We start from the raw sequence: 22,696 nt of genomic DNA, 5'->3' as shown, positions 1-22,696 counted from the left end.
TGTGAGCTTCCAGCCAGCTCAACCGAAACGATCAACGGCACGGCGCCTTCACTGGCTCCAGGGAACGGATCGCTGAGAACGCAGAGCAACATGGTGACCGACCCGGTTTGACCGGTGACAACGAGCCGTGTAAGTTGGACGAGTTGCCCTGAGGCGGACCGAGAGGTCTTAGCTGAGGTGAGCGTCTGATCCTTGAGAACTCAACAGTGTGCCAAAAGTCGACGAGATTAATTAGTAATACCCCGTCGAGACTTGCCAGATGACTTCGGTTGTTTGGTTGGCTTGATGGAATCAATTCCGACAATTTATTTGTCAGCAAATAGTTTGTCAGGTTGAACTGAAGTTTGGCAGCGCTTTAGCTGCTTCAACGGAGAGTTTGATCCTGGCTCAGGACGAACGCTGGCGGCGTGCTTAACACATGCAAGTCGAGCGGTAAGGCCCCTTCGGGGGTACACGAGCGGCGAACGGGTGAGTAACACGTGAGCAATCTGCCCTTCTCTTTGGAATAACCATTGGAAACGATGGCTAATGCCGAATATGACCTCCTTTCGCATGTTTGGAGGTGGAAAGCTCCGGCGGAGAAGGATGAGCTCGCGGCCTATCAGCTTGTTGGTGAGGTAATGGCTCACCAAGGCATTGACGGGTAGCCGGCCTGAGAGGGTGACCGGCCACACTGGGACTGAGACACGGCCCAGACTCCTACGGGAGGCAGCAGTGGGGAATATTGGACAATGGGCGAAAGCCTGATCCAGCAACGCCGCGTGGGGGATGACGGCCTTCGGGTTGTAAACCTCTTTCAGCAGGGACGAAGCGAAAGTGACGGTACCTGCAGAAGAAGGACCGGCCAACTACGTGCCAGCAGCCGCGGTAATACGTAGGGTCCGAGCGTTGTCCGGAATTATTGGGCGTAAAGGGCTCGTAGGCGGTTTGTCGCGTCGGGAGTGAAAACTCAGGGCTCAACCCTGAGCGTGCTTCCGATACGGGCAGACTAGAGGTATGCAGGGGAGAACGGAATTCCTGGTGTAGCGGTGGAATGCGCAGATATCAGGAGGAACACCGGTGGCGAAGGCGGTTCTCTGGGCATTACCTGACGCTGAGGAGCGAAAGCATGGGGAGCGAACAGGATTAGATACCCTGGTAGTCCATGCCGTAAACGTTGGGCGCTAGGTGTGGGGACCTTCCACGGTCTCCGTGCCGCAGCTAACGCATTAAGCGCCCCGCCTGGGGAGTACGGCCGCAAGGCTAAAACTCAAAGGAATTGACGGGGGCCCGCACAAGCGGCGGAGCATGCTGATTAATTCGATGCAACGCGAAGAACCTTACCTGGGTTTGACATATGCCGGAAAGCCGTAGAGATACGGCCCCCCTTGTGGTCGGTTTACAGGTGGTGCATGGCTGTCGTCAGCTCGTGTCGTGAGATGTTGGGTTAAGTCCCGCAACGAGCGCAACCCTCGTCCTATGTTGCCAGCACGTAATGGTGGGGACTCATAGGAGACTGCCGGGGTCAACTCGGAGGAAGGTGGGGATGACGTCAAGTCTTCATGCCCCTTATGTCCAGGGCTTCAAGCATGCTACAATGGCCGGTACAATGGGCTGCGAAACCGCAAGGTGGAGCGAATCCCAAAAAGCCGGTCTCAGTTCGGATTGGGGTCTGCAACTCGACCCCATGAAGTCGGAGTCGCTAGTAATCGCAGATCAGCAACGCTGCGGTGAATACGTTCCCGGGCCTTGTACACACCGCCCGTCACGTCATGAAAGTCGGCAACACCCGAAGCCAGTGGCCCAACCGTTTACGGAGGGAGCTGTCGAAGGTGGGGCTGGCGATTGGGACGAAGTCGTAACAAGGTAGCCGTACCGGAAGGTGCGGCTGGATCACCTCCTTTCTAAGGAGCATCTGGCAGCTGCCCATCGTGGTGGTTGTCCATGAGGCGTTTACCAACCGAATGTGTTGGTGCGGCTCAGCTCACTAGTGGATCGTCGATTATTTGGCTTGGTAGCAGCCCACCAGGGTCAGTACTGCTCGTAAGAGCGTGGAACGTCGCTGGGAAATTTGTTACCGATTCAGGCACACTGTTGGGTCCTGAGGGATCAGCTCGTAAGAGACTGTTTCCTTGGACCGTATATCCCCTCGAACCACCTGGTTCGACACCTCTTCATGGGGTGTTGGTTCTGGTAGGCGTGGGATCTGGTATGCGGGACCGAACGTATTTTGAGAACTTCACAGTGGACGCGAGCATCTTTGTAGTAACAACAAGCTACTAAGTGCACATGGTGGATGCCTTGGCATCGAGAGCCGATGAAGGACGTTGGAGTCTGCGAAAAGCCCCGGGAAGGTGACAACCGACCTGTGATCCGGGGATGTCCGAATGGGGAAACCCACTCAGAGTAAAGTCTGAGTACCTCTGTCTGAACACATAGGGCAGTAGGAGGGAACGTGGGGAAGTGAAACATCTCAGTACCCACAGGAAGAGAAAACAAAAGTGATTCCGGTAGTAGTGGCGAGCGAAACCGGATCAGGCTAAACCTCAAGTATGTGATAGCCGGCAGGCGTTGTATTTGGGGTGTTGTGGGGCCGCATGGTCTGTTCTGCCGATCAGACGAAGAGTCATAAACCATGAGTGAAGTGAAAGCCGACTGGAAAGTCGCGGCATAGAGGGTGATACCCCCGTACACGTAAGCTCATGGCTCTTTTGCGTCACCCCGAGTAACACCGAACCCCTGAAATTCGGTGTGAATCTGGCGGGACCACCCGTTAAGCCTAAATACTCCTCGATGACCGATAGCGGACTAGTACCGTGAGGGAAAGGTGAAAAGTACCCCGGGAGGGGAGTGAAATAGTACCTGAAACCATGTGCATACAATCCGTTGGAGCTCGTCCTTGTGACGGGTGACAGCGTGCCTTTTGAAGAATGAGCCTGCGAGTTAGCGTTCTGTAGCGAGGTTAAGGCGTTGAGCCGTAGCCGTAGCGAAAGCGAGTCCGAATAGGGCGACCATAGTTGCAGGATCTAGACCCGAAGCGGAGTGATCTATCCATGGCCAGGTTGAAGCGCGGGTAAGACCGCGTGGAGGACCGAACCCACCTAGGTTAAAAACTGGGGGGATGAGCTGTGGATAGGGGTGAAAGGCCAATCAAACTCCGTGATAGCTGGTTCTCCCCGAAATGCATTTAGGTGCAGCGTTGCGTGTTTCTTGTCGGAGGTAGAGCACTGGATGGGCTAGGGGGCCTACAAGCTTACTGAACCCAGCCAAACTCCGAATGCCGATAAGTGAGAGCGCAGCAGTGAGACAGTGGGGGATAAGCTCCATTGTCGAGAGGGAAACAGCCCAGACCATCAGCTAAGGTCCCAAAGCGATAACTAAGTGGAAAAGGATGTGGAGTCGCAGAGACAACCAGGAGGTTGGCTTAGAAGCAGCCACCCTTGAAAGAGTGCGTAATAGCTCACTGGTCAAGTAATTCCGCGCCGACAATTTAGCGGGGCTCAAGTTATCCACCGAAGCTATGGGATTCATGCAATAGCCAGGCCTTCGTGGTCCAGGCGCATGGATCGGTAGGGGAGCGTCGTGTGGCCAGCGAAGCGGCGGAGTGATCCAGCCGTGGAGGCTACACGAGTGAGAATGCAGGCATGAGTAGCGAATGAGGAGTGAGAAACTCCTCCACCGAATGACCAAGGGTTCCAGGGTCAAGCTAATCTTCCCTGGGTAAGTCGGGACCTAAGGCGAGGCCGACAGGCGTAGTCGATGGACAACGGGCTGATATTCCCGTACCGGCATTAGATCGCCCATGCTGAACCCAGAAATGCTAAGTGCCCTAAGCCGGCTGGACTCTTCGGAGCGATGCCGGGGCAGCGCATGACCCGATCTGGTAGTAGGCAAGCAATGGTGTGACGCAGGAAGGTAGCTCATCCCGGGCGATGGTTGTCCCGGGCTAAGGACGTAGGGCGAATGATAGGCAAATCCGTCATTCACATGCCTGAGATCTGATGGGGAGACAATTTTGTCGAAGTGAGTGATCCTATGCTGCCGAGAAAAGCATCTAGCGAGATCTAGAGCCGCCCGTACCCCAAACCGACTCAGGTGGTCAGGTAGAGAATACTAAGGTGATCGAGTGAACCATGGTTAAGGAACTCGGCAAAATGCCCCCGTAACTTCGGGAGAAGGGGGGCCCGATTCGTTATCAGACTTGCTCTGAGAAGCGTTGACGGCCGCAGAGACCAGGCCCAAGCGACTGTTTACTAAAAACACAGGTCCGTGCTAAGTCGAAAGACGCCGTATACGGACTGACTCCTGCCCGGTGCTGGAAGGTTAAGGGGACGTGTCAGCGCAAGCGAAGCACAGAACTTAAGCCCCAGTAAACGGCGGTGGTAACTATAACCATCCTAAGGTAGCGAAATTCCTTGTCGGGTAAGTTCCGACCTGCACGAATGGAGTAACGACTTGGGCGCTGTCTCAACCATGGACTCGGCGAAATTGCACTACGAGTAAAGATGCTCGTTACGCGCGGCAGGACGGAAAGACCCCGGGACCTTTACTATAGTTTGGTATTGGTGTTTGGTTCAGTTTGTGTAGGATAGGTGGGAGACTGTGAAGCATGCACGCCAGTGTGTGTGGAGTCATCGTTGAAATACCACTCTGGCTGTACTAGACATCTAACCTAGGTCCATTATCTGGATCAGGGACAGTGCCTGATGGGTAGTTTAACTGGGGCGGTTGCCTCCTAAAATGTAACGGAGGCGCTCAAAGGTTCCCTCAGCCTGGTTGGCAATCAGGTTTCGAGTGTAAGTGCACAAGGGAGCTTGACTGTGAGAGTGACAGCTCGAGCAGGGACGAAAGTCGGAACTAGTGATCCGGCGCTGGCAAGTGGAAGCGGCGTCGCTCAACGGATAAAAGGTACCCCGGGGATAACAGGCTGATCTTCCCCAAGAGTCCATATCGACGGGATGGTTTGGCACCTCGATGTCGGCTCGTCGCATCCTGGGGCCGTAGCAGGTCCCAAGGGTTGGGCTGTTCGCCCATTAAAGCGGCACGCGAGCTGGGTTTAGAACGTCGTGAGACAGTTCGGTCCCTATCCGCCGCGCGCGTAGGAAACTTGAGAAAATCTGTCCCTAGTACGAGAGGACCGGGATGGACGAACCTCTGGTGTGCCAGTTGTTCTGCCAAGAGCACTGCTGGTTAGCTACGTTCGGAAGCGATAACCGCTGAAAGCATCTAAGCGGGAAGCGTGTTTCAAGATGAGGTTTCCCACTGGTTTACCAGGTAAGGCCCCCAGCAGACCACTGGGTTGATAGGCCGGAAGTAGAAGCGCAGCAATGTGTGGAGCTGACCGGTACTAATAGGCCGAGGGCTTGTTTCTTACAAAGATGTACACCGCGTCCACTGTGAGGTTCCCGAGATACGTCCGGGAACCACCAAGACCCCTCCAACACACCCGATGGGTGTGACGGAGTCAAGGGGTTGCATGGTTTTGAGTTGATATCTCAATAGAGTTTCGGCGACCATGGCGAGAGGGAAATACCCGGCTACATTCCGAACCCGGAAGTCAAGCCTCTCAGCGCCGATGGTACTGCACGGGAGACTGTGTGGGAGAGTAGGACGTCGCCGGACAATCATTAGCGCGAGGCCGCCCCACTAGGGGCGGCCTCGCTGCTTTTCACCACCGCCTTGGTAACAAGGAGGTGTACGGAAGTCATGTGCACACCATTCGTGTGCGCGAAGTGTTCGATGGAAGGAACGACTCATGGCTGAGTCGAGAAATCCCCGCCGTGACGGTGGGAAGCCTGCTGGCCGAGGAGCCGGCAGTGGTGCCGCCCGTGGCGGCAAGCCCGCCGCGAGGGGCGGACGTGACCAGCGCGGCACTGGCTCCCCGGATCGCCGCGACGGCAAGCCTGCAGCTCGCAGGGACGGCAAGCCCGACGCCAGGCGCGACGGCAAGCCCGCGCACCCGCGTCGTGACGGCAAGCCGTACGACGCGCCGCGCAACCGTCGCCAGGAAGAGGGCGACCGCACCGCAGCCCAGAAGATCTACGACGGTCCGCCGATCCCCGACGACGTCAGCGCCAAGGACCTGGACAAGCACGCTCGCCAGGCCCTCCAGAGCCTGCCCGAGAAGCTCGCCGACAAGGTCGCCCGCCACCTCGTGATGGCCGGCATGCTGATCGCCGAGGATCCCGAGACCGCGCACCGCCACGCCCTGGCCGCCAGGGCCCGCGCGACGCGGACCGGTCTGGTCCGCGAGGCGTGTGGCGAGACGGCGTACGCGTGCGGCAAGTGGGCCGAGGCGTTGTCGGAGTTCCGCGCAGCGCGGCGCATGACCGGCGGCTACATGTACGCCCCGATGATGGCCGACTGCGAGCGTGCACTGAAGCGCCCGGACAAGGCGATCGCCTACGACACCCCCGAGATCCGCAGCCAGCTGGACGACGCGGGCCAGATCGAGCTGTCCATCGTGGTCGCCGGCGCGCGTCGTGACCAGGGCCAGTACGACGCTGCCGTCCGGCTGCTCGAGACCGAGCCGCTGCACACCAAGGGCCGCGGCGACTGGGTGCCGCGGCTGCGTTACGCGTACGCCGACGCCCTGCTGGACGCCGGACGTCGCGACGAGGCCATCGAGTGGTTCCACCGAACGGTCGCGGTCGACGGCAACAAGTCGACCGACGCCGAGGAGCGACTGCTCGAGCTCGACAAGCGTCCACAGGACTGAACCCACCGTCGCGGCTGTCCACAGCTGCGGCGTCCGACGATGCCCCTCACCACTGGTGGGGGGCATCGTCATGTCCATGACCGATGACAACAACAGGGTCCACCTCACCGGGCGCATCTCCGGCGTCCCGGAGTCCAAGGTGCTGCCGAGCGGTGACGAGGTCGTCTCCTTCCGCCTGGTCGTTCGTCGCAGTGCGGCCGCGCGGCGCCGCTCCAAACAGGTCGTCGACACGATCGAGTGCTCGGCCTGGACCGCTGCGCTGCGTCGCTCGGTGCTGCGCCTGGAGCCCGGCACCGCGGTGACGGTGGCAGGTGCGCTGCGCAGACGGTTCACGAGCGGGGGTGCCGGCGTGATGAGCTTCGTGTCCGTCGACGTCGACTCGTGCCGGAAGGTCACGCCCTCGGCGGTAGCCTCGGAGGCATGACCTCGACCCCGCAGGACGTCCTCGGCTCGACGACGCGGGAGCTCAGCGCCACGTACGACCTCGCCATGCTCGACCTCGATGGCGTGGTCTACCTGGGCCCCGACGCGATCCCCGGCGCCGCCGATGCCCTGCGGGCAGCACGCGAGAGCGGCCTCCGCCTGGCGTACATCACGAACAACGCCTCGCGCCCCGCGCTCGAGGTTGCCAAGAAGCTGCGCGAGATGGACATGCCTGAGCTCGCCGACGAGGACGTGGTGACGTCCGCGCAGGCTGTCGCCCACCTCGTCGCCGACGCCGTGCCGGCGGGTTCGCGAGTCCTGCTCGTCGGGGGAGCGGGTCTGCGGGTACCGCTGGAGGAGCGCGGCCTCGAGTGCGTCACGAGCCTCGACGAGTCACCGGTCGCGGTGGTGCAGGGATTCCACGGCGACGTCGGCTGGGCGCAGCTGGCCGAGGCGTCCTACGCGATCCAGTCCGGGCTGCCCTGGTACGTCAGCAACACCGACCTGACCGTGCCGACCCCGCGGGGGATCGCCCCGGGCAACGGGTCTCTCGTGCAGGCGGTGCGCAACGCGACCGGCGCCGTGCCGGTCGTCGCCGGGAAGCCCGAGCGCGCCCTGTTCGACGAGACGATCGCGCGCGTGGGCGGCCGGCACCCGCTGATGGTTGGGGACCGGCTCGACACCGACATCGACGGTGCGATCGCCGCGGGCATCGACAGCCTCGTCGTGCTGACCGGCGTGAGCTCCCTCGCGGAGATCGCGGCGGCCGTGCCCGGGCACCGGCCGACGTACGTCGCGGCCGACCTGCACGGCCTGGGGGACACCCACCATCCGGTGCGGATCGAGGACGGCCGGGCCCGGTGCGCCGGCGCCGAGGCGGTGATCCGCGACGGTGTCGTCTCGGTGGTTGCCGGCGGGGCCCGCGAGACCGACACGCTGCGCGCCGTGGTCGCCCTGGCGTGGGACGCGACCGATCGCTGCGACACGCCGGTCGTGCTGGATGGGACACTGGACGCATGACCGACACGCACGGCGAGCCGACTCCCGGCCCCGAGTCCGAGACGCACGTCGTGGCCGAGGCGACGGTCGTCGAGCCGACGGGCCACGCCACGATCGACGAGGCGCTCGATCGTCTGCACCGCCTCGACGACCTCGAGATCACGGACCACCCCGAGCAGTTCGACGCCATCCACGGCGTGCTCCGTGCGGCACTGGCCAACGCGGGCCGCGACGAGGTCCAGCTGGACTCGCCATGAGCCGGCGGCTGCGTCTGGACGCCGAGCTCGTGCGTCGTGGCCTCGCGCGCTCTCGCGAGCACGCCGGATCCATGATCGAGGAAGGGCTGGTCAAGGTCGGGGGATCGGTCGCCAGCAAGGCTGCCACCGGCGTGACGACCGACCAGGCCATCGTCGTGCGGCAGAGCAAGGAGCCGACGTACGCGTCCCGTGGCGCCCACAAGCTGCTCGGCGCCCTCGCTGTCTTCGAGCCGCTCGGCCTGTCCGTCGAGGGCCGCCGCTGTCTCGACGCGGGCGCGTCCACCGGCGGCTTCACCGACGTGCTCCTGCGCAAGGGAGCCCGCGAGGTGTGCGCGGTCGACGTCGGCTACGGCCAGCTGGTGTGGGCGCTGCAGTCCGACGAGCGGGTCCACGTGTACGACCGCACCAACGTCCGCAACCTCGAGGCGGCCGACATCGGGGGACCGGTGCAGCTGGTCGTCTCGGATCTGTCCTTCATCTCCCTTACGGTGGTCATGCCCGCACTCACCCGGGTGTGCGAGCCGAGCCCGGAAGGCGACATCGTGCTGATGATCAAGCCGCAGTTCGAGGTGGGCAGGAGCAACCTCGGCAAGAACGGCGTCGTGCGCGACCCCGCACTGCACGCCGACGCGGTGCTGCGCGTGTGCCGCTCGGCCCACGAGCTCGGGTGGGGCACCCGCGCGCTGGCGCCGAGTCCGCTGCCCGGCCCAGCCGGCAACGTCGAGTACTTCTGCTGGCTGCGCTCGGACGCCGACGCACCCACCGAGCAGGCTGCGCGCGACGTCGTCGCGGCCGGACCCCTCGACACGTCGGGGGCGAGCGCATGAGGCGGGTTCTCCTGGCCGTGCACGCCGCGCGGGAGGAGGCGGCCAAGATCGCCGTGTCGTTCGCGGCCGAGCTGCAGACCCACGGCATCGAGGTGTGCGTGCTCGACTCCGACGCCGGGGCGCTGCGGGCTGCGGGCCTGCAGGACTCCCTCGTCGTGGAGGCGGGTTCCGGTGCCGCGGCAGGCTGCGAGCTGGCCGTGGTGTTCGGCGGGGACGGCACGATCCTGCGCGCGGCCGAGATGTGCCGCGGCACCGAGACGGCGGTGCTCGGCGTCAACCTCGGTCACGTCGGGTTCCTGGCCGAGGCCGACGTCGAGGACCTCAAGGACGTCGTCCACGGCGTCGTGACGCGCAGCTACACGGTCGAGGAACGCCTGACCGTCGATGTGTCGGTCAGCGTCGCGGGCGAGGTCGTGGCGACCAACTGGGCGCTCAACGAGGCTTCGGTCGAGAAGGCTGCCCGTGAGCGGATGCTGGAGATCGTCCTGGAGATCGACGACCGGCCGGTGTCCCGCTGGGGGTGCGACGGCATCGTCTGTGCCACCCCGACCGGCTCGACGGCGTACAACTTCAGCGCCGGGGGACCGATCGTCTGGCCCGAGGTGGCCGCCCTGCTCATGGTGCCGATCAGCGCCCACGCGCTGTTCGCCCGGCCGCTGGTCGTGTCGCCCAGCTCGACGCTGGCGATCGAGGTCGTGGGCGAGCAGTCCACCGGCGTCCTGTGGTGCGACGGCCGGCGGGCGGCCGAGCTCCCGCTGGGTGCTCGGGTCGAGGTGCGCAAGGGTCGCGAGAACGTCCGCCTCGCCCGCCTGCACCCGGCGTCCTTTGCCGACCGGCTGGTCCGCAAGTTCGACCTGCCCGTCGCCGGGTGGCGCGGTGCCGCCGAACGGCGCCAGGAGGAGCAGGACTCATGAGCACCACCCGCCCGATCTGGGAACGGCTCACCCTGCGCGACCTGGGCGTCATCGACTCGGCCGAGCTGGAGCTGTCGGCCGGTTTCACGGTCATCACCGGTGAGACCGGCGCCGGCAAGACCATGGTCGTCACGGCCCTCGGCCTGTTGCGCGGCGACCGCGCCGACCTGGGGCTCGTGCGACGAGGTGCCGACCAGGCACGGGTCGAGGCGAGCATCGGGGTGCGCCCGGGTGCTGGTGCGATCACCACGGTCGAGGAGGCCGGCGGGCGGATCGACGACGACGTCGTGATCCTGGGTCGGGTGCTCTCGGCCCAGGGACGCTCGCGCGCGCTGGCCGGTGGGGCGACCGTCCCGGCGTCGCTGCTCGCGGAGGTCACCGACCAGCTCGTGGCCGTCCACGGTCAGTCCGACCAGCACCGTCTCCTCCGCCCCGCCGAGCAACGCGCGGCCCTCGACCGGTTCGCCGGCGACGAGCTCGCAGCAGCCGCTGCCCAGTACGCACCGGTCTACGCCCGCTGGCGAGCGGTGGAGCGCCGGCTCGACGAGCTGCGCACCCACGCCCAGGAGCGTGCTCGCGAGCTCGACGTCCTGCGGTTCGGTCTCGACGAGATCGCCGAGGTGGACCCGCAGGCAGGTGAGGACGAGTCGCTCAAGACCGAGGAGAGCCGGCTGGCCCATTCCGAGGCGCTGGCCCGCGCCGCCGACGAGGCGCACCGCGCGCTCGTGGGCGACCTGGACGCGAGCTCGGCGCGCACGACCGTGGCCGAGGCGACCGCGTTGCTGCGCGAGGCGGGCGGTCACGATCCGGCCCTCGATGCGCTCGCCGACCGGGTCTTCGAGATCGGGATCCTGCTCGACGAGGTGGGCGCCGACCTCGGCACCTACTCCGAGGGCGTCGAGCTGGACCCCGAGCGTCTCGCGATCCTGCAGGACCGCCGCGCCGCCCTCGCGGGACTCCAGCGCAAGTACGGACCGACCCTGGACGACGTGCTGACCTGGGCCGCCAAGAGCGCCGCCCGGCTGGGCGAGCTCGGCAACGACGACGAGGCCGTCGCAGCGCTGGAAGCCGAACGGCTCGAGCTCGTGCCGGAGGTCGGACGCCTGGCGGCGCGGATGACCGACCTGCGTCGCGAGGCCGCCGGCCGGTTCGCGCAGCTGGTGGACCTCGAGATCGCTCAGCTGTCCATGCCCTCGGGTCGGCTCGAGGTGCAGGTCACGACGAGCGAGGACGCGGTGCCCGGCCCGCACGGTCTCGACGACGTCGAGCTGCTGTTCTCGGCCAACAGCGGCATGGCTCCGCGTCCGTTGCACAAGGGCGCCAGCGGCGGCGAGCTGTCACGGCTCATGCTGGCGCTGGAGGTGGTCCTCGCCGACCGCACGACGGTGCCGACCCTCGTGTTCGACGAGGTCGATGCCGGCATCGGCGGCAAGGCGGCGGTCGAGGTCGGGCGACGGCTGGCCCGTCTGGCCGACCACGCCCAGGTCATCGCCGTCACCCACCTGCCGCAGGTGGCGGCCTTCGCCGACCACCACTTCGTGGTGTCCAAGGACGACGACGGCAATGTCACCAGCAGCTCGGTGATGCGGGTCCAGGAGTCCGGCCGGGTCGACGAGCTCGCCCGGATGCTCGCCGGCCAGGAGGAGTCCGCCACGGCGCAGGCCCACGCGCGCGAGCTGCTCGACCTCGCCCGCGGCTGAGCGGCCGCCGCGCTGATAGTTGTGCCACATCGGCGACACGCCGAGGCCGCCTCCCCGATGCGCTGCCGCCACGAGGAACCATGGATCGTGATGGCCATCTGGAAACGTAAAACGCCCCTGCCGCCGGACGTCGAGGGTGTCATCGGCACCCTCAGGTCCGCTCGACGAGACAGCGACATCGCCTCCCTCCGCGAGGGCGACATCGCACTGGTCGAGCACCCTGACCTCGACGCCCGGCAGGCTCAAGCCCTGATCGACCGCCGTGTGCGGGTCGTGCTCAACGCGGTCCCGTCCACCAGCGGACGCGTGCCGAACACGGGTCCGCAGATGCTGGCCCGCGCGGGCGTCACGCTGGTCGACCTGACCAGCGAGGGCGCCTGGACCCGCCTCAAGAGCGGTGAGCAGCTGCGCGTCGACGACGGCCGGGTCTTCCGCGACGAGGTGCTCGTCGTCGAGGGCGACGTGATCGACGAGGCGCGTGCCGCCGCCGACCTCACCGCTGCCCAGGACGGTCTCGTGACCCGCCTGGACTCCCTGACCGCGAACGCCAGCGACCACATCCGTCGTGAGCAGGCGATGCTCCTCACCGGCGCGAAGGTGCCGGAGCTGCGCACCGACCTCAGCGGACGTGCCGTCGTCGTCGTCTCCCGCGGGTACGACGACGCGGCCGACCTGCGCGGCCTGAAGCGCTGGATCGCCGACCACGACCCCGTCCTGATCGGGGCGGGCGCGGGTGCCGACGTCCTCATCGGCGCCGGCTACACGCCCGCGCTGGTCGTCGGCTCGATGGACAACATCTCCGACCAGGCGATCCGCACCTCGGGTGAGGTGGTCGTGACCACGGTGTCCGGCACGGTCGACATGCCCGAGCGGCTCGAGCGGCACGGCAAGGAGATCGTGACGTTCGTGTCGACCGGCTCGGACGACGACCTCGCGATCCTGCTGGCCGACACCAACGAGGCGGCCGTGATCGTCCACGTCGGCGGCCCCCGGACGCTGACCGAGGTCCTCGAGCGCACCCCTTCGGACGCGGCTCGCATATTCGTCGCCCGGTTGCGCGCCTCGTCGAAGATCGTCGACGCCAAGGCCGTCCATCACTTCACCTCCCAACGCCTCGCCCTGTGGCCCGTCCTGCTCGTGCTCCTCGCGGGCATCGTGGCCGTCGGTGTCGCCGTGGCCATCACCCCCGTCGGACAGGACTGGTTCGACTCGCTCGGTGACCGGCTGGCCGATCTCGGCACCTGGATCAAAGGACTCTTCTCGTGATCAACTTCCGCTACCACCTCGTCTCGCTCGCCGCCGTCCTCATCGCCCTGGCCGCGGGCATCGCCCTCGGGTCCGGCCCGCTCGAGGACAAGGACACCCAGGACGACACCCGGGCCGCCTCCCAGACCACCGACACCGGGGTCCGCGCGTTCGAGGTCGGCTACGCCGGACGCACGGCTCCCACCCTGTTGAAGGACAAGCTCAAGGACCGTCCCGTCCTGGTCCTGACCGTCCCGGGCACCAGTGCGAACGAGGTCAAGGACGTCGTGAACGACCTGGACCTCGCGGGCGCCGAGGTGACCGGCGAGATCGCCCTGACGAGCAAGATCCTCGACTCGTCGGGCCGGCAGTTCGCCGAGGGCGTAGCCCGGCAGTCCGCCGAGGACGTCGAGGAGGTGACCGGTGCCGACGACAGCTACGGCCGCATCGGCGGCGCCCTGGCCCGGGCGTACATGGCGGACCAGGCCGGAGCGCTCGACGAGACCGCGACGACGATCACGTCGGCCTTCTCCGAGGGCGGGCTGATCACCGAGACGCGTGCCCCCAAGCGCGCTGCGACCCTGGCCGTCCTGGTCACGGGCCCCCAGCGCGCCACCGGCGGTGACCAGAGCACCGTGATCGCCGCCCTGGCCGCGGCGCTCAACCGGAGCGGTCAGGGCGTCGTGGTCGCCGGACCGTCGTCGTCCAGCACCGACGGGGGAGCGGTGAAGGCCGTGCGCGAGGGCGAGGCCGCGTCGGAGATCTCGACGGTCGACGTCACCGACTCCGCCGCGGGACGCGTCGTCACGGTGCTCGCAGCGGTCGCCCAGGCTGCCGGCCAGCCGGGCTCCTGGGGCACCTCTCGCAGCGACAGCGGCGCACTGCCGAAGTAGCCGTCCCGCCGCCGGCGACACACATGTGGGCGAACCGACACGTGTGTCGTTGGCGGTGAGGGCCAATTGATTGGTAGACTGGAATCCCGTGGAGCCCTGATGCAATCTGCACCAGATGAGCGCTCGACACAGCATTCGACCACGGGAGTCACCTTGGCAGGTAGCGCGGTTACCAAGCACGTTTTCGTCACCGGCGGGGTGGCATCCTCGCTCGGCAAGGGTCTCACCGCCTCGAGCCTGGGACGACTTCTGAAGTCACGGGGCCTGCGGGTCACGATGCAGAAGCTCGACCCGTACCTCAACGTCGACCCCGGGACGATGAACCCGTTCCAGCACGGCGAGGTCTTCGTCACCGACGACGGCGCCGAGACCGATCTCGACATCGGCCACTACGAGCGCTTCCTCGACGTCGACCTGTCGGGCAAGGCCAACGTGACGACCGGCCAGGTCTACTCCGAGGTCATCGCCCGCGAGCGACGCGGCGACTACCTGGGCGACACCGTCCAGGTCATCCCGCACATCACGAACGAGATCAAGTCGCGGATCCGCGCGATGGCCGGTCCCGACGTGGACGTCGTCATCACCGAGATCGGCGGCACCGTCGGCGACATCGAGTCGCTGCCGTTCCTCGAGGCCGCCCGCCAGGTCCGCCACGACGTCGGTCGCGGCAACGTGTTCTTCCTGCACGTCTCGCTGGTGCCCTACATCGGCCCCTCGGGCGAGCTCAAGACCAAGCCGACCCAGCACTCGGTCGCGGCGCTGCGCTCGATCGGCATCCAGCCCGACGCGATCGTCTGCCGCTCGGACCGCGACATCCCCGAGGGCATCAAGCACAAGATCTCCCTCATGTGCGACGTCGACAAGGAGGCCGTGGTCACCTGCGCCGACGCCCCCTCGATCTACGACATCCCGAAGGTGCTGCACTCCGAGGGCCTCGACGCGTACGTCGTCCGTCGCCTCGACCTGCCGTTCCGTGACGTCGACTGGACGCACTGGGACGAGCTGCTGCGGCGGGTGCACCAGCCCGCCGAGGAGCTGACGATCGCGCTGGTCGGCAAGTACATCGACCTCCCGGACGCCTACCTGTCGGTGGCCGAGGCGCTGCGTGCGGGTGGCTTCGCCCACGACGCGCGGGTCAAGCTGCGCTGGGTCGGGTCTGACGACTGCGAGACGACCAGCGGCGCCCACACGAACCTTCACGATGTCGACGGCATCTGCGTGCCGGGTGGCTTCGGCATCCGTGGCATCGAGGGCAAGCTGGGCGCCCTGACGTACGCCCGCGAGCACGGCATCCCCGTCCTGGGTCTCTGCCTGGGCCTGCAGTGCATGGTCATCGAGTACGCCCGCAACGTCGCCGGCATCGCCGACGCGAGCTCGTCGGAGTTCGACCCCAAGACGCCGAACCCGGTCATCGCGACGATGGCCGAGCAGCTGGCCATCGTCGATGGCGAGGGTGACCTCGGTGGCACGATGCGACTCGGCTCGTACCCCGCCGCCCTCAAGGAGGGCAGCATCGTCGCGGAGGTCTACGGCGCCGACAAGATCGAGGAGCGTCACCGCCACCGCTACGAGGTCAACAACGCGTACCGCGCGCAGCTCGAGAAGGCCGGACTGGTCTTCAGCGGGACGTCCCCGGACGCCAAGCTCGTCGAGTTCGTCGAGCTCCCGCGCGAGGTGCACCCGTACTACGTCGCGACGCAGGCCCACCCGGAGCTGCGCTCGCGGCCCACCAAGCCGCACCCGCTGTTCGCCGGACTGGTCGGTGCCGCCCTCGAGCGCCAGCGCGAGACCCGGCTGCCGGTCGACGCCCCCGTGTCGGTCGAGGGATGACCGCGCACCCCTCACTGCCGGGTCGGCTGGCCGATGCGTCGGTGGCCGACTCCGACCAGTCGTGGCCGGTCGCGCGCAGCGAGGCGATCTACGACAGCCCGTACATCAGCCTGCGGAACGACACGATCGTCGACCCCTCGGGCGACGAGCACCCGCGGGCGGTCGTGCAGCCCAACGGTGCCGTCGGCGTGCTCGCGATCGACGAGGACGACCGGGTGCTCCTGGTCGAGCAGTACCGCCACCCCGTCGGCCGCCGGCTGCTGGAGCTGCCCGCCGGCACGCTCGACGTGGCGGGCGAGGAGCCGCTCGAGGCGGCCGTGCGTGAGCTCGCCGAGGAGGCGGACATCATCGCGGGGGAGTGGACCTCGATGCTCCACCTCCTCGCCACCCCCGGCTACTCGACCGAGCGGTGGGAGGTGTTCCGCGCGACGGACCTGCGTCCCGTCCCGGAGGCCGACCGCACCGAGCGGGAGGCCGAGGAGGCCGACATGATCCAGTGGTGGCTGCCGTTCGACCAGGCGCTCGCCGCCGTGCTCGACGGCCGCATCACGGACTCCATGACGGTCTCCGGCATCCTCGCGGCACACGCCCTGCGCCACCCATGAGCGAGGACGTGGCTCGAGGTGTCCAGGACTACCTCAGCCACCTGGGCGTCGAGCGCGGCCTCGCGGACAACACGCTGCAGTCCTACCGCCGTGACCTGCGTCGGTACCTCGCGTTCCTCGGCTCACGAGAGCTGACCGATCCCGCGGCGATCACCGAGAACGACGTCACCGCGTTCCTGGGGGAGCTGCGCACGGGCGACCCCGACCACGTCGCGCTCGGGACGGCCAGCGCCGCCCGGACGATCGTGGCCGTGCGCGGGCTGCATCGCTTCTGGCTCCGCGAGCAGGTCGTGCCGACCGACGTGACGGCCGCCATCAGGCCGCCGCGACCCGCGGCCAGGCTGCCCAAGGCGCTCCCGTTGTCCGACATCGAGTCGCTGCTCGACGCGGCCGGCTCGCCGGGCACGACCCTCGCCGCACGGGACCGGGCCCTGCTCGAGGTGCTGTACGGCACGGGTGCCCGGATCTCCGAGGCGGTCGGGCTCGACATCGACGACCTCGACCTGGAGGACTCCACGGTCCTGCTCCGCGGCAAGGGCGGCAAGCAGCGGATCGTGCCCCTGGGCTCCTACGCCAAGGCGTCCCTCGCCGACTACCTGGCCGTGTCCCGCCCGGCGCTGGTCTCCTCCAGGACCGGGACGCCGGCGGTGTTCCTGAACGCCCGTGGCGGGCGCCTGTCGCGCCAGAGCGCCTGGACCGTGCTGACCAAGGCCGCCGAGCGCGCCGGCATCGGCGTCGAGGTCTCCCCGCACACGCTGCGCCACTCGTTCGCGACGCACCTGCTCGACGGCGGCGCGGACGTCCGCGTCGTGCAGGAGCTGCTCGGTCACGCCTCCGTCACCACCACGCAGATCTACACGCTGGTGACCGTGGAGAAGCTGCGGGAGATATACGCCACAGCCCATCCACGTGCCGCCCGGCAATGACGGGGCGACTCGTCGGTCGTGTCGTCGCCAAGTCGACTTGTGGCGGTAGAGTGACGCTCGTCCGCCGGTCGAGTCGCAGGGGTAATGAATGAGCATGGAGCTGGGACCCACCGGACGACCGATGCCGGTCTTCCCCGATCCGGGGCCGCGGGACCCGTCCAAGCCCGCGACGATCATCGCCCTGTGCAATCAGAAGGGTGGCGTCGGCAAGACCACGACGACCATCAACCTGGGCGCCGCGCTCGTCGAGACCGGACGCAAGGTGCTGCTGGTCGACTTCGACCCGCAGGGGTCCCTCACGGTCGGCCTCGGCGTCAACGCCCACGACCTGGACCAGAGCATCTACCACGTCCTGATGGACCGGGAGATCTCGATCAAGGACCTCATCATGCCGACGACGGTCGAGGGCCTGGACCTGGTGCCGTCCAACATCGACCTGTCCGCCGCCGAGATGCAGCTGGTCACCGAGGTCGGCCGCGAACAGGTGCTCGCCCGGGTGCTCAAGCCCATCCGCCACGACTATGACGTCATCCTCATCGACTGCCAGCCCTCGCTGGGCCTGCTGACGGTCAACGCGCTGACCGCCGCCAACGGTGTGCTGATCCCGCTGGAGTGCGAGTACTTCGCCCTGCGAGGCGTCGCGCTGCTGAAGGACACCATCGAGAAGGTCCGCGACCGCACGAACGACGACCTGCAGATCATCGGCCTGCTGGGCACGATGTACGACAGCCGTACGCTGCACGGCAAGGAGGTGCTCCAGACCCTCGTCCAGGGCTGGGGCGACCTGGTGTTCCATACCGTCATCCGCCGCACCGTGAAGTTCTCCGACTCGACGGTCGCAGGCGAGCCGATCACCGAGTACGCGACCTCGTCACCGGGTGCCGAGTCGTACCGCCAGCTGGCCAGGGAGGTTCTCGTTCGATGCCCCGACGCGTGACCTCCTCCGGCGGGGGCAGGCGCCCGGCGATGCCGGGTGCCGACGAGCTCTTCCGCGCGACCGCTCCGGCCAAGTCCGTGGAGACGCCCGCTCCCGCTCCCGCGCCCGAGCCGGAGCCGAGCGTCTCGGCCAGCGGCCGGGTCAAGCACGACGAGAAGATGACGGTCTACGTGACCTCCGCCGAGCTGCTCGCGGTCGAGCAGGCCCGCCTGGTCCTGCGCAGCGAGCTCGGACGCAGCGTCGACCGGGGCCGGTTCGTGCGCGCGGCCCTCGCCGTCGCGCTGGCCGACCTCGATGCCCGCGGCACCCAGAGCGACGTCGCCCGGCGATTGAGCGAGACGTGACGCTCGCGGACGTCGACGAGTCCGCACCCGCCGGGTTCCAGGTCAACCTCACCAACTTCGAGGGCCCCTTCGACCTGCTCCTGCAGCTGATCTCCAAGCACGAGCTCGACATCACCGAGGTCGCGCTGTCCGTGGTGACTGGTGAGTTCATCACGTACATCAAGGGCATGACCGACGACCTCGAGCAGACCACGAGCTTCCTGCTCGTCGCCTCGACCCTGCTCGACCTCAAGACCGCCCGGCTGCTGCCGCAGGCCGAGGTCGAGGACGAGGAGGACCTCGCGCTGCTCGAGGCCAGGGACCTGCTGTTCGCCCGCCTGATGCAGTACCGCGCGTTCAAGCAGGTCGCCGGCATCATGGCCGACCGCCTCGCCCGTGAGTCCAGGCGGTTCCCGCGCATCGTCTCGCTCGAGCCGCGGTTCGCCGACCTGCTCCCGGAGGTCCTCATCTCGGTCGGGCCGCGCGAGCTCGCGCAGCTGGCCGCCAAGGCGTTCGAGGACAAGCCCGCCCCGATCCTGTCCCTGACGCACCTGCACGCCCCCCAGGTCAGCGTGCGTGAGCAGGCGCACCTCGTGGTCGACCAGCTCCGCCGCAAGGGCGAGATGACGTTCCGCGCGCTCACCGCCGACGCTCCCGACCTCATGACCAAGGTGGCACGCTTCCTCGCGGTGCTCGAGCTGTTCCGCGAGGGGGTCATCGCGTTCGAGCAGGCCACCCCGCTGGGCGACCTGCACGTGCGCTGGACCGGCACCGACGAGGGCGACATCGACGTCGGCCAGGAGTTCGACGCGCCGATGACCGGCCCCGACGACGAGGCCGTGCTCATCCCCGAGGACCTGATCGACGAGTCCGGCGACGCCCGACCGACATCCGACGAACCACCGACACCTGAGCCTGAGAGCACCGATGACTGACCAGCACGTCCCGACCGGACCCCACGAGCTCGAGCTGGAGATGCTCGACCTCAAGCCCGCCCTCGAGGCGGTGCTCATGGTGGCCGACCAGCCGCTGGACCACCTGATCCTTGCCCAGGCCGTCGGGCACCCGCCGACGGACGTGCAGGCCGCGCTGGCCGAGCTCGCGCAGGAGTACACCGAGCAGGGCCGTGGCTTCGAGCTGCGCAACATCGCCGGCGGCTGGCGCTTCTTCACCCGCGAGGAGTACGCCGGTGCGGTGGAGCGGTTCATCCTCGACGGCCAGCAGGCGCGGCTCACCCAGGCCGCCCTCGAGACGATGGCGGTCGTGGCGTACCGCCAGCCCATCACCCGGTCACGCATCTCGGCGATCCGCGGGGTCAACGTGGACGGTGTCGTCCGTACCCTCGTGACCCGCGGCCTGATCGAGGAGGGCGGCGTCGACGGGGAGAGCGGCGCGATCCTCTACCGGACGACCAGCTACTTCCTCGAGCGCATGGGCCTCGGCAGCCTCAGCGAGCTGCCCGACATCGCCCAGCACCTGCCCGACATGGACGACATGGAGGACGAGGGCCTGCCCGGGGCCGAGACCGCGCTCGCGGACGTCGCGGCGCAGGAGCCGATCGCCGAGGACGGCGACGATGCCGAGCCGGCCGCACCGACCGAGGGGGACGACCGTGGCTGAGATCCGCTTGCAGAAGGTGCTCGCCCAGGCCGGGCTCGGCAGCCGCCGCCGCTGCGACGACATGATCGCGCAGGGACGCGTCGAGGTGAACGGCGAGGTCATCGACGTCATGGGGGCCCGCGTGGACCCCACGACCGACGTCATCCGGGTGAACGGCAAGCGCATCCCGGCGCCGAGCGGTCACGCGTACGTGCTGCTCAACAAGCCGCGCGGCGTCGTGACGTCGATGGCCGACGAGCGGGGGAGGCCCGACCTGTCGACGTTCGTCGCGGGCCGCGAGGACCGGCTGTTCCACGTCGGCCGGCTCGACACCGACACGTCCGGGCTGCTGGTGCTGACCAACGACGGCGACCTCGCGCACAAGCTGGCGCACCCGTCGTTCGAGATCACCAAGACGTACGTCGCACTCGTCGACGGGACCGTACCGGACTCGCTCGCCGCGCGGCTCAAGGCCGGCATCGAGCTCGACGACGGCCCCGCGCAGGTCGACCGCTTCCAGGTCAAGGACCGCTCGCGGGGGCGGTCGCTGGTCGAGCTGGACATCCACATGGGCCGCAACCGGATCGTGCGCCGCCTGCTGGATGCGGCCGGCCACCCGGTGCGCGAGCTGACGCGGACCGCGTTCGGCCCGCTGCACCTGGGCGGGTTGTCCGTGGGCGCGATGCGCGATCTCACGCGCGACGAGCTGGGAGCCCTGTTCGACAGCGTCGACGAGCGATGACCGCCCTCGCTCCCGGGGCCCTGCCCGGGCCGGTCCTCGTGATCGGGTGCGGGCTGATCGGCACCTCGATCGGGCTGGCGCTCCGGGCCCACGAGGTCGACGTCCTGCTGGCCGACGCGGAGCCGGCCAACGTCGAGGCGGCGGTCTCGCGCGGGGCGGGGCGGACGTTCTCGGACGACACGGAGCCGTACCTGGTGGTGGCGGCCGTCCCGCCGGCCGCGGCCGAGGACGTCGTCGTCCGCGCGCTGACGAGGTGGTCGGCGGCGTACGTCACGGACGTGACCAGCGTCAAGGCCGGCCTGCAGCGGGCGATCGACGCGCACCCCGAGGCCGAGCGCTTCGCCGGCGGGCACCCGATGGCCGGCAGCGAGAGGTCCGGCCCGATGGCCGGCTCGGCCCAGCTGTTCGAGGGCCGGCCCTGGGCCGTGACCCCCGGGTCGAGGACGCTCCCGGCGGCGCTCGACGCCGTCGTCGACATGGCGCTGCACGTCGGCGCGGTGCCGATCATCCTGGAGGCGGCTGCTCACGACCGCGCGGTCGCGCTGGTCTCGCACGTGCCGCAGGTGATGTCGACCCTCACGGCGGCGCGGCTCAACGACGCTCAGGGCAACCACCTGGCCCTCGCCGGCCCGGGACTGCGTGACACGACGCGCATCGCCGGCAGCGACAGCGCCCTGTGGATCGACATCCTGGGCACGAACGCCGCGGACGTCCGCGCCGTCCTCGAGCTCGTGCGGGCCGATCTCGACCGGGTGATCGACGCGCTCGGCGAGGACGACGGTGTGCTCGGCGACGTCCTGGAGTCCGGCCGTCGCGGCACCGAGCTGATCCCCGGCAAGCACGGATCGGCGCCCGCCCGCGTCGACATCGTGCACGTCCAGGTCGCGGACCGTCCCGGCGAGCTGTCGCGCCTCATGACGGATACGGGACAATCGGGTGTGAACATCGAGGACCTGCGCCTCGACCACGACCTGGGACGCCCCGTGGGCCTCGCCGAGATCGCGGTCGCGCTCGGCGTGGGCGACTCGTTGGTGGAGGCCCTGACCGCTCGCGGCTGGACCGCGTACCGCTAGATGACCGAACTGCCCAAAGGAAGTTGAGCCCCTGTGACATCACCCCTGGTCGTTGCGATCGACGGACCCTCCGGGTCCGGCAAGTCGAGCACGTCGCGCGGCGTCGCCGAACGGCTGAAGCTCGCGTACCTGGACACCGGAGCGATGTACCGCGCGATGACCTGGGCGCTGCTCGAGCAGGGCGTCGACCTCTCGGACGCCGACGCGGTCGCCGTCGCGGCGGAGAAGGTGACGCTGGAGTCCGGCATCGATCCGCAGGACCCCACGATCCACGTCGACGGCACGGACGTCGCCGAGCCGATCCGTTCCGAGGAGGTCACCGGCTCGGTCAGCCTCGTCGCGGCCGTGCCGCGGGTGCGCGAGATCCTCGTCGACCTCCAGCGCTCGACGATCGCATCCAGTGCCGGCATCGTCGTGGAGGGACGTGACATCGGCTCGACGGTCGCGCCCGACGCGCCGGTCAAGATCTACCTGGTCGCCGATCCGGCCGCCCGTGCCGCCCGCCGCGCCGCGGAGACCGGGGCGGTCGACGCCACGGCGACCCAGGAGGCGCTGGCCCGCCGCGACGAGATCGACTCGACCCGCGCGACCTCCCCGCTGGCGAAGCCGGACGGCGCGGTCGTGGTCGACAGCACGTACCTGACGCTCGACGAGGTCATCGACGCCATCGTCTCGATCGTCGACACCGCCACCGCTGGGTGACGCG

19 protein-coding genes and 3 rRNA genes are annotated in these 22,696 nt (G+C 67.5%); all 22 read left to right on the top strand.

Translation table 11 applies throughout. The annotated features are described in order from the left end of the window. Window positions 1-364 precede the first annotated feature (364 nt). The 22 genes from C3E78_RS09960 to cmk all read left to right on the top strand — a co-directional run bounded on the left by C3E78_RS09960 (window position 365) and on the right by cmk (window position 22,692). Window positions 365-1,883, top strand: a 16S ribosomal RNA gene (locus tag C3E78_RS09960). A gap of 365 nt (window positions 1,884-2,248) precedes the next feature. Next, window positions 2,249-5,350, top strand: a 23S ribosomal RNA gene (locus C3E78_RS09955). Between the two features lie 134 nt (window positions 5,351-5,484). Then, window positions 5,485-5,601 (top strand): 5S ribosomal RNA (gene rrf, locus C3E78_RS09950). Together the 16S, 23S and 5S rRNA genes form the textbook arrangement of a ribosomal RNA operon. 133 nt (window positions 5,602-5,734) lie before the next feature. Beyond that, window positions 5,735-6,697, top strand: a complete 963-nt coding sequence (locus tag C3E78_RS09945; RefSeq protein ID WP_108578140.1) for a hypothetical protein — start codon at window positions 5,735-5,737, stop codon at window positions 6,695-6,697. Between the two features lie 76 nt (window positions 6,698-6,773). Further along, window positions 6,774-7,121 carry a single-stranded DNA-binding protein gene (locus C3E78_RS09940; protein WP_108580845.1) on the top strand — a complete coding sequence of 116 codons (348 nt, stop codon included), beginning with the start codon at window positions 6,774-6,776 and terminating at the stop codon, window positions 7,119-7,121. Next, complete coding sequence (locus C3E78_RS09935) at window positions 7,118-8,140, top strand: HAD-IIA family hydrolase (protein WP_108578139.1); 1,023 nt, start codon at window positions 7,118-7,120, stop codon at window positions 8,138-8,140. Before C3E78_RS09940 ends, C3E78_RS09935 begins: the two co-directional genes overlap by 4 nt. Then, on the top strand, window positions 8,137-8,376 hold the full coding sequence (locus C3E78_RS09930) for a hypothetical protein (RefSeq protein WP_108578138.1): 240 nt from the start codon (window positions 8,137-8,139) through the stop codon (window positions 8,374-8,376). Before C3E78_RS09935 ends, C3E78_RS09930 begins: the two co-directional genes overlap by 4 nt. Beyond that, on the top strand, window positions 8,373-9,203 hold the full coding sequence (locus C3E78_RS09925) for a TlyA family RNA methyltransferase (RefSeq protein ID WP_108578137.1): 831 nt from the start codon (window positions 8,373-8,375) through the stop codon (window positions 9,201-9,203). The genes C3E78_RS09930 and C3E78_RS09925 overlap by 4 nt, the downstream gene beginning before the upstream one ends. Next, entirely contained in the window at window positions 9,200-10,117 is a 918-nt protein-coding gene (locus C3E78_RS09920; protein WP_108578136.1) for an NAD kinase, read from the top strand. Before C3E78_RS09925 ends, C3E78_RS09920 begins: the two co-directional genes overlap by 4 nt. After that, window positions 10,114-11,817: a DNA repair protein RecN gene (gene recN / locus C3E78_RS09915; protein WP_108578135.1), complete on the top strand. Its 1,704-nt coding sequence runs from the start codon at window positions 10,114-10,116 to the stop codon at window positions 11,815-11,817. Before C3E78_RS09920 ends, recN begins: the two co-directional genes overlap by 4 nt. A gap of 90 nt (window positions 11,818-11,907) precedes the next feature. After that, a complete protein-coding gene (steA, locus tag C3E78_RS09910) occupies window positions 11,908-13,083 on the top strand; it encodes a putative cytokinetic ring protein SteA (RefSeq protein WP_108578134.1) in 1,176 nt (391 codons plus the stop codon). Then, window positions 13,080-13,955, top strand: coding sequence for a copper transporter (locus C3E78_RS09905; RefSeq protein WP_159085864.1), 876 nt, complete (start codon window positions 13,080-13,082; stop codon window positions 13,953-13,955). The genes steA and C3E78_RS09905 overlap by 4 nt, the downstream gene beginning before the upstream one ends. A gap of 99 nt (window positions 13,956-14,054) precedes the next feature. Next, window positions 14,055-15,785, top strand: coding sequence for a CTP synthase (locus C3E78_RS09900; protein ID WP_108578132.1), 1,731 nt, complete (start codon window positions 14,055-14,057; stop codon window positions 15,783-15,785). Continuing rightward, window positions 15,782-16,390: an NUDIX domain-containing protein gene (locus C3E78_RS09895; RefSeq protein ID WP_108578131.1), complete on the top strand. Its 609-nt coding sequence runs from the start codon at window positions 15,782-15,784 to the stop codon at window positions 16,388-16,390. The genes C3E78_RS09900 and C3E78_RS09895 overlap by 4 nt, the downstream gene beginning before the upstream one ends. Then, window positions 16,387-17,316 (top strand): site-specific tyrosine recombinase XerD, encoded by a 930-nt coding sequence (gene xerD / locus C3E78_RS09890; RefSeq protein ID WP_108578130.1) that lies wholly within the window; start codon window positions 16,387-16,389, stop codon window positions 17,314-17,316. The genes C3E78_RS09895 and xerD overlap by 4 nt, the downstream gene beginning before the upstream one ends. A gap of 88 nt (window positions 17,317-17,404) precedes the next feature. Next, on the top strand, window positions 17,405-18,253 hold the full coding sequence (locus C3E78_RS09885; RefSeq protein ID WP_108578129.1) for a ParA family protein: 849 nt from the start codon (window positions 17,405-17,407) through the stop codon (window positions 18,251-18,253). Further along, window positions 18,238-18,597, top strand: coding sequence for a hypothetical protein (locus C3E78_RS09880; protein WP_108578128.1), 360 nt, complete (start codon window positions 18,238-18,240; stop codon window positions 18,595-18,597). Before C3E78_RS09885 ends, C3E78_RS09880 begins: the two co-directional genes overlap by 16 nt. Then, window positions 18,594-19,511: a segregation and condensation protein A gene (locus C3E78_RS09875; RefSeq protein WP_108578127.1), complete on the top strand. Its 918-nt coding sequence runs from the start codon at window positions 18,594-18,596 to the stop codon at window positions 19,509-19,511. The genes C3E78_RS09880 and C3E78_RS09875 overlap by 4 nt, the downstream gene beginning before the upstream one ends. Then, window positions 19,504-20,196, top strand: coding sequence for an SMC-Scp complex subunit ScpB (gene scpB, locus C3E78_RS09870; protein ID WP_199906794.1), 693 nt, complete (start codon window positions 19,504-19,506; stop codon window positions 20,194-20,196). Before C3E78_RS09875 ends, scpB begins: the two co-directional genes overlap by 8 nt. After that, window positions 20,189-20,917: a pseudouridine synthase gene (locus C3E78_RS09865; RefSeq protein ID WP_235833760.1), complete on the top strand. Its 729-nt coding sequence runs from the start codon at window positions 20,189-20,191 to the stop codon at window positions 20,915-20,917. The genes scpB and C3E78_RS09865 overlap by 8 nt, the downstream gene beginning before the upstream one ends. Next, window positions 20,914-21,990 (top strand): prephenate dehydrogenase, encoded by a 1,077-nt coding sequence (locus tag C3E78_RS09860; RefSeq protein WP_108578125.1) that lies wholly within the window; start codon window positions 20,914-20,916, stop codon window positions 21,988-21,990. The genes C3E78_RS09865 and C3E78_RS09860 overlap by 4 nt, the downstream gene beginning before the upstream one ends. A 33-nt stretch (window positions 21,991-22,023) precedes the next feature. Continuing rightward, on the top strand, window positions 22,024-22,692 hold the full coding sequence (cmk, locus tag C3E78_RS09855; protein WP_108578124.1) for a (d)CMP kinase: 669 nt from the start codon (window positions 22,024-22,026) through the stop codon (window positions 22,690-22,692). Window positions 22,693-22,696 lie beyond the last annotated feature (4 nt).

The sequence above is a fragment of the Aeromicrobium chenweiae genome (assembly GCF_003065605.1).
GTDB lineage: Bacteria > Actinomycetota > Actinomycetes > Propionibacteriales > Nocardioidaceae > Aeromicrobium > Aeromicrobium chenweiae.
Note: the sequence above shows the minus strand (reverse complement) of the source record. Positions and strands in the feature narration are given on the sequence as shown.

Excerpts from the sequence above, each read along its gene's own strand:
- C3E78_RS09945 (WP_108578140.1), top strand. The coding sequence starts at position 5,735 with ATGGCTGAGTCGAGAAATCCCCGCCGTGACGGTGGGAAGCCTGCTGGC.
- C3E78_RS09940 (WP_108580845.1), top strand. The coding sequence starts at position 6,774 with ATGACCGATGACAACAACAGGGTCCACCTCACCGGGCGCATCTCCGGC.
- C3E78_RS09935 (WP_108578139.1), top strand. The coding sequence starts at position 7,118 with ATGACCTCGACCCCGCAGGACGTCCTCGGCTCGACGACGCGGGAGCTC.
- C3E78_RS09930 (WP_108578138.1), top strand. The coding sequence starts at position 8,137 with ATGACCGACACGCACGGCGAGCCGACTCCCGGCCCCGAGTCCGAGACG.
- C3E78_RS09925 (WP_108578137.1), top strand. The coding sequence starts at position 8,373 with ATGAGCCGGCGGCTGCGTCTGGACGCCGAGCTCGTGCGTCGTGGCCTC.
- C3E78_RS09920 (WP_108578136.1), top strand. The coding sequence starts at position 9,200 with ATGAGGCGGGTTCTCCTGGCCGTGCACGCCGCGCGGGAGGAGGCGGCC.
- recN (WP_108578135.1), top strand. The coding sequence starts at position 10,114 with ATGAGCACCACCCGCCCGATCTGGGAACGGCTCACCCTGCGCGACCTG.
- steA (WP_108578134.1), top strand. The coding sequence starts at position 11,908 with ATGGCCATCTGGAAACGTAAAACGCCCCTGCCGCCGGACGTCGAGGGT.
- C3E78_RS09900 (WP_108578132.1), top strand. The coding sequence starts at position 14,055 with ATGCAATCTGCACCAGATGAGCGCTCGACACAGCATTCGACCACGGGA.
- C3E78_RS09895 (WP_108578131.1), top strand. The coding sequence starts at position 15,782 with ATGACCGCGCACCCCTCACTGCCGGGTCGGCTGGCCGATGCGTCGGTG.
- xerD (WP_108578130.1), top strand. The coding sequence starts at position 16,387 with ATGAGCGAGGACGTGGCTCGAGGTGTCCAGGACTACCTCAGCCACCTG.
- C3E78_RS09885 (WP_108578129.1), top strand. The coding sequence starts at position 17,405 with ATGAGCATGGAGCTGGGACCCACCGGACGACCGATGCCGGTCTTCCCC.
- C3E78_RS09880 (WP_108578128.1), top strand. The coding sequence starts at position 18,238 with ATGCCCCGACGCGTGACCTCCTCCGGCGGGGGCAGGCGCCCGGCGATG.
- scpB (WP_199906794.1), top strand. The coding sequence starts at position 19,504 with ATGACTGACCAGCACGTCCCGACCGGACCCCACGAGCTCGAGCTGGAG.
- C3E78_RS09860 (WP_108578125.1), top strand. The coding sequence starts at position 20,914 with ATGACCGCCCTCGCTCCCGGGGCCCTGCCCGGGCCGGTCCTCGTGATC.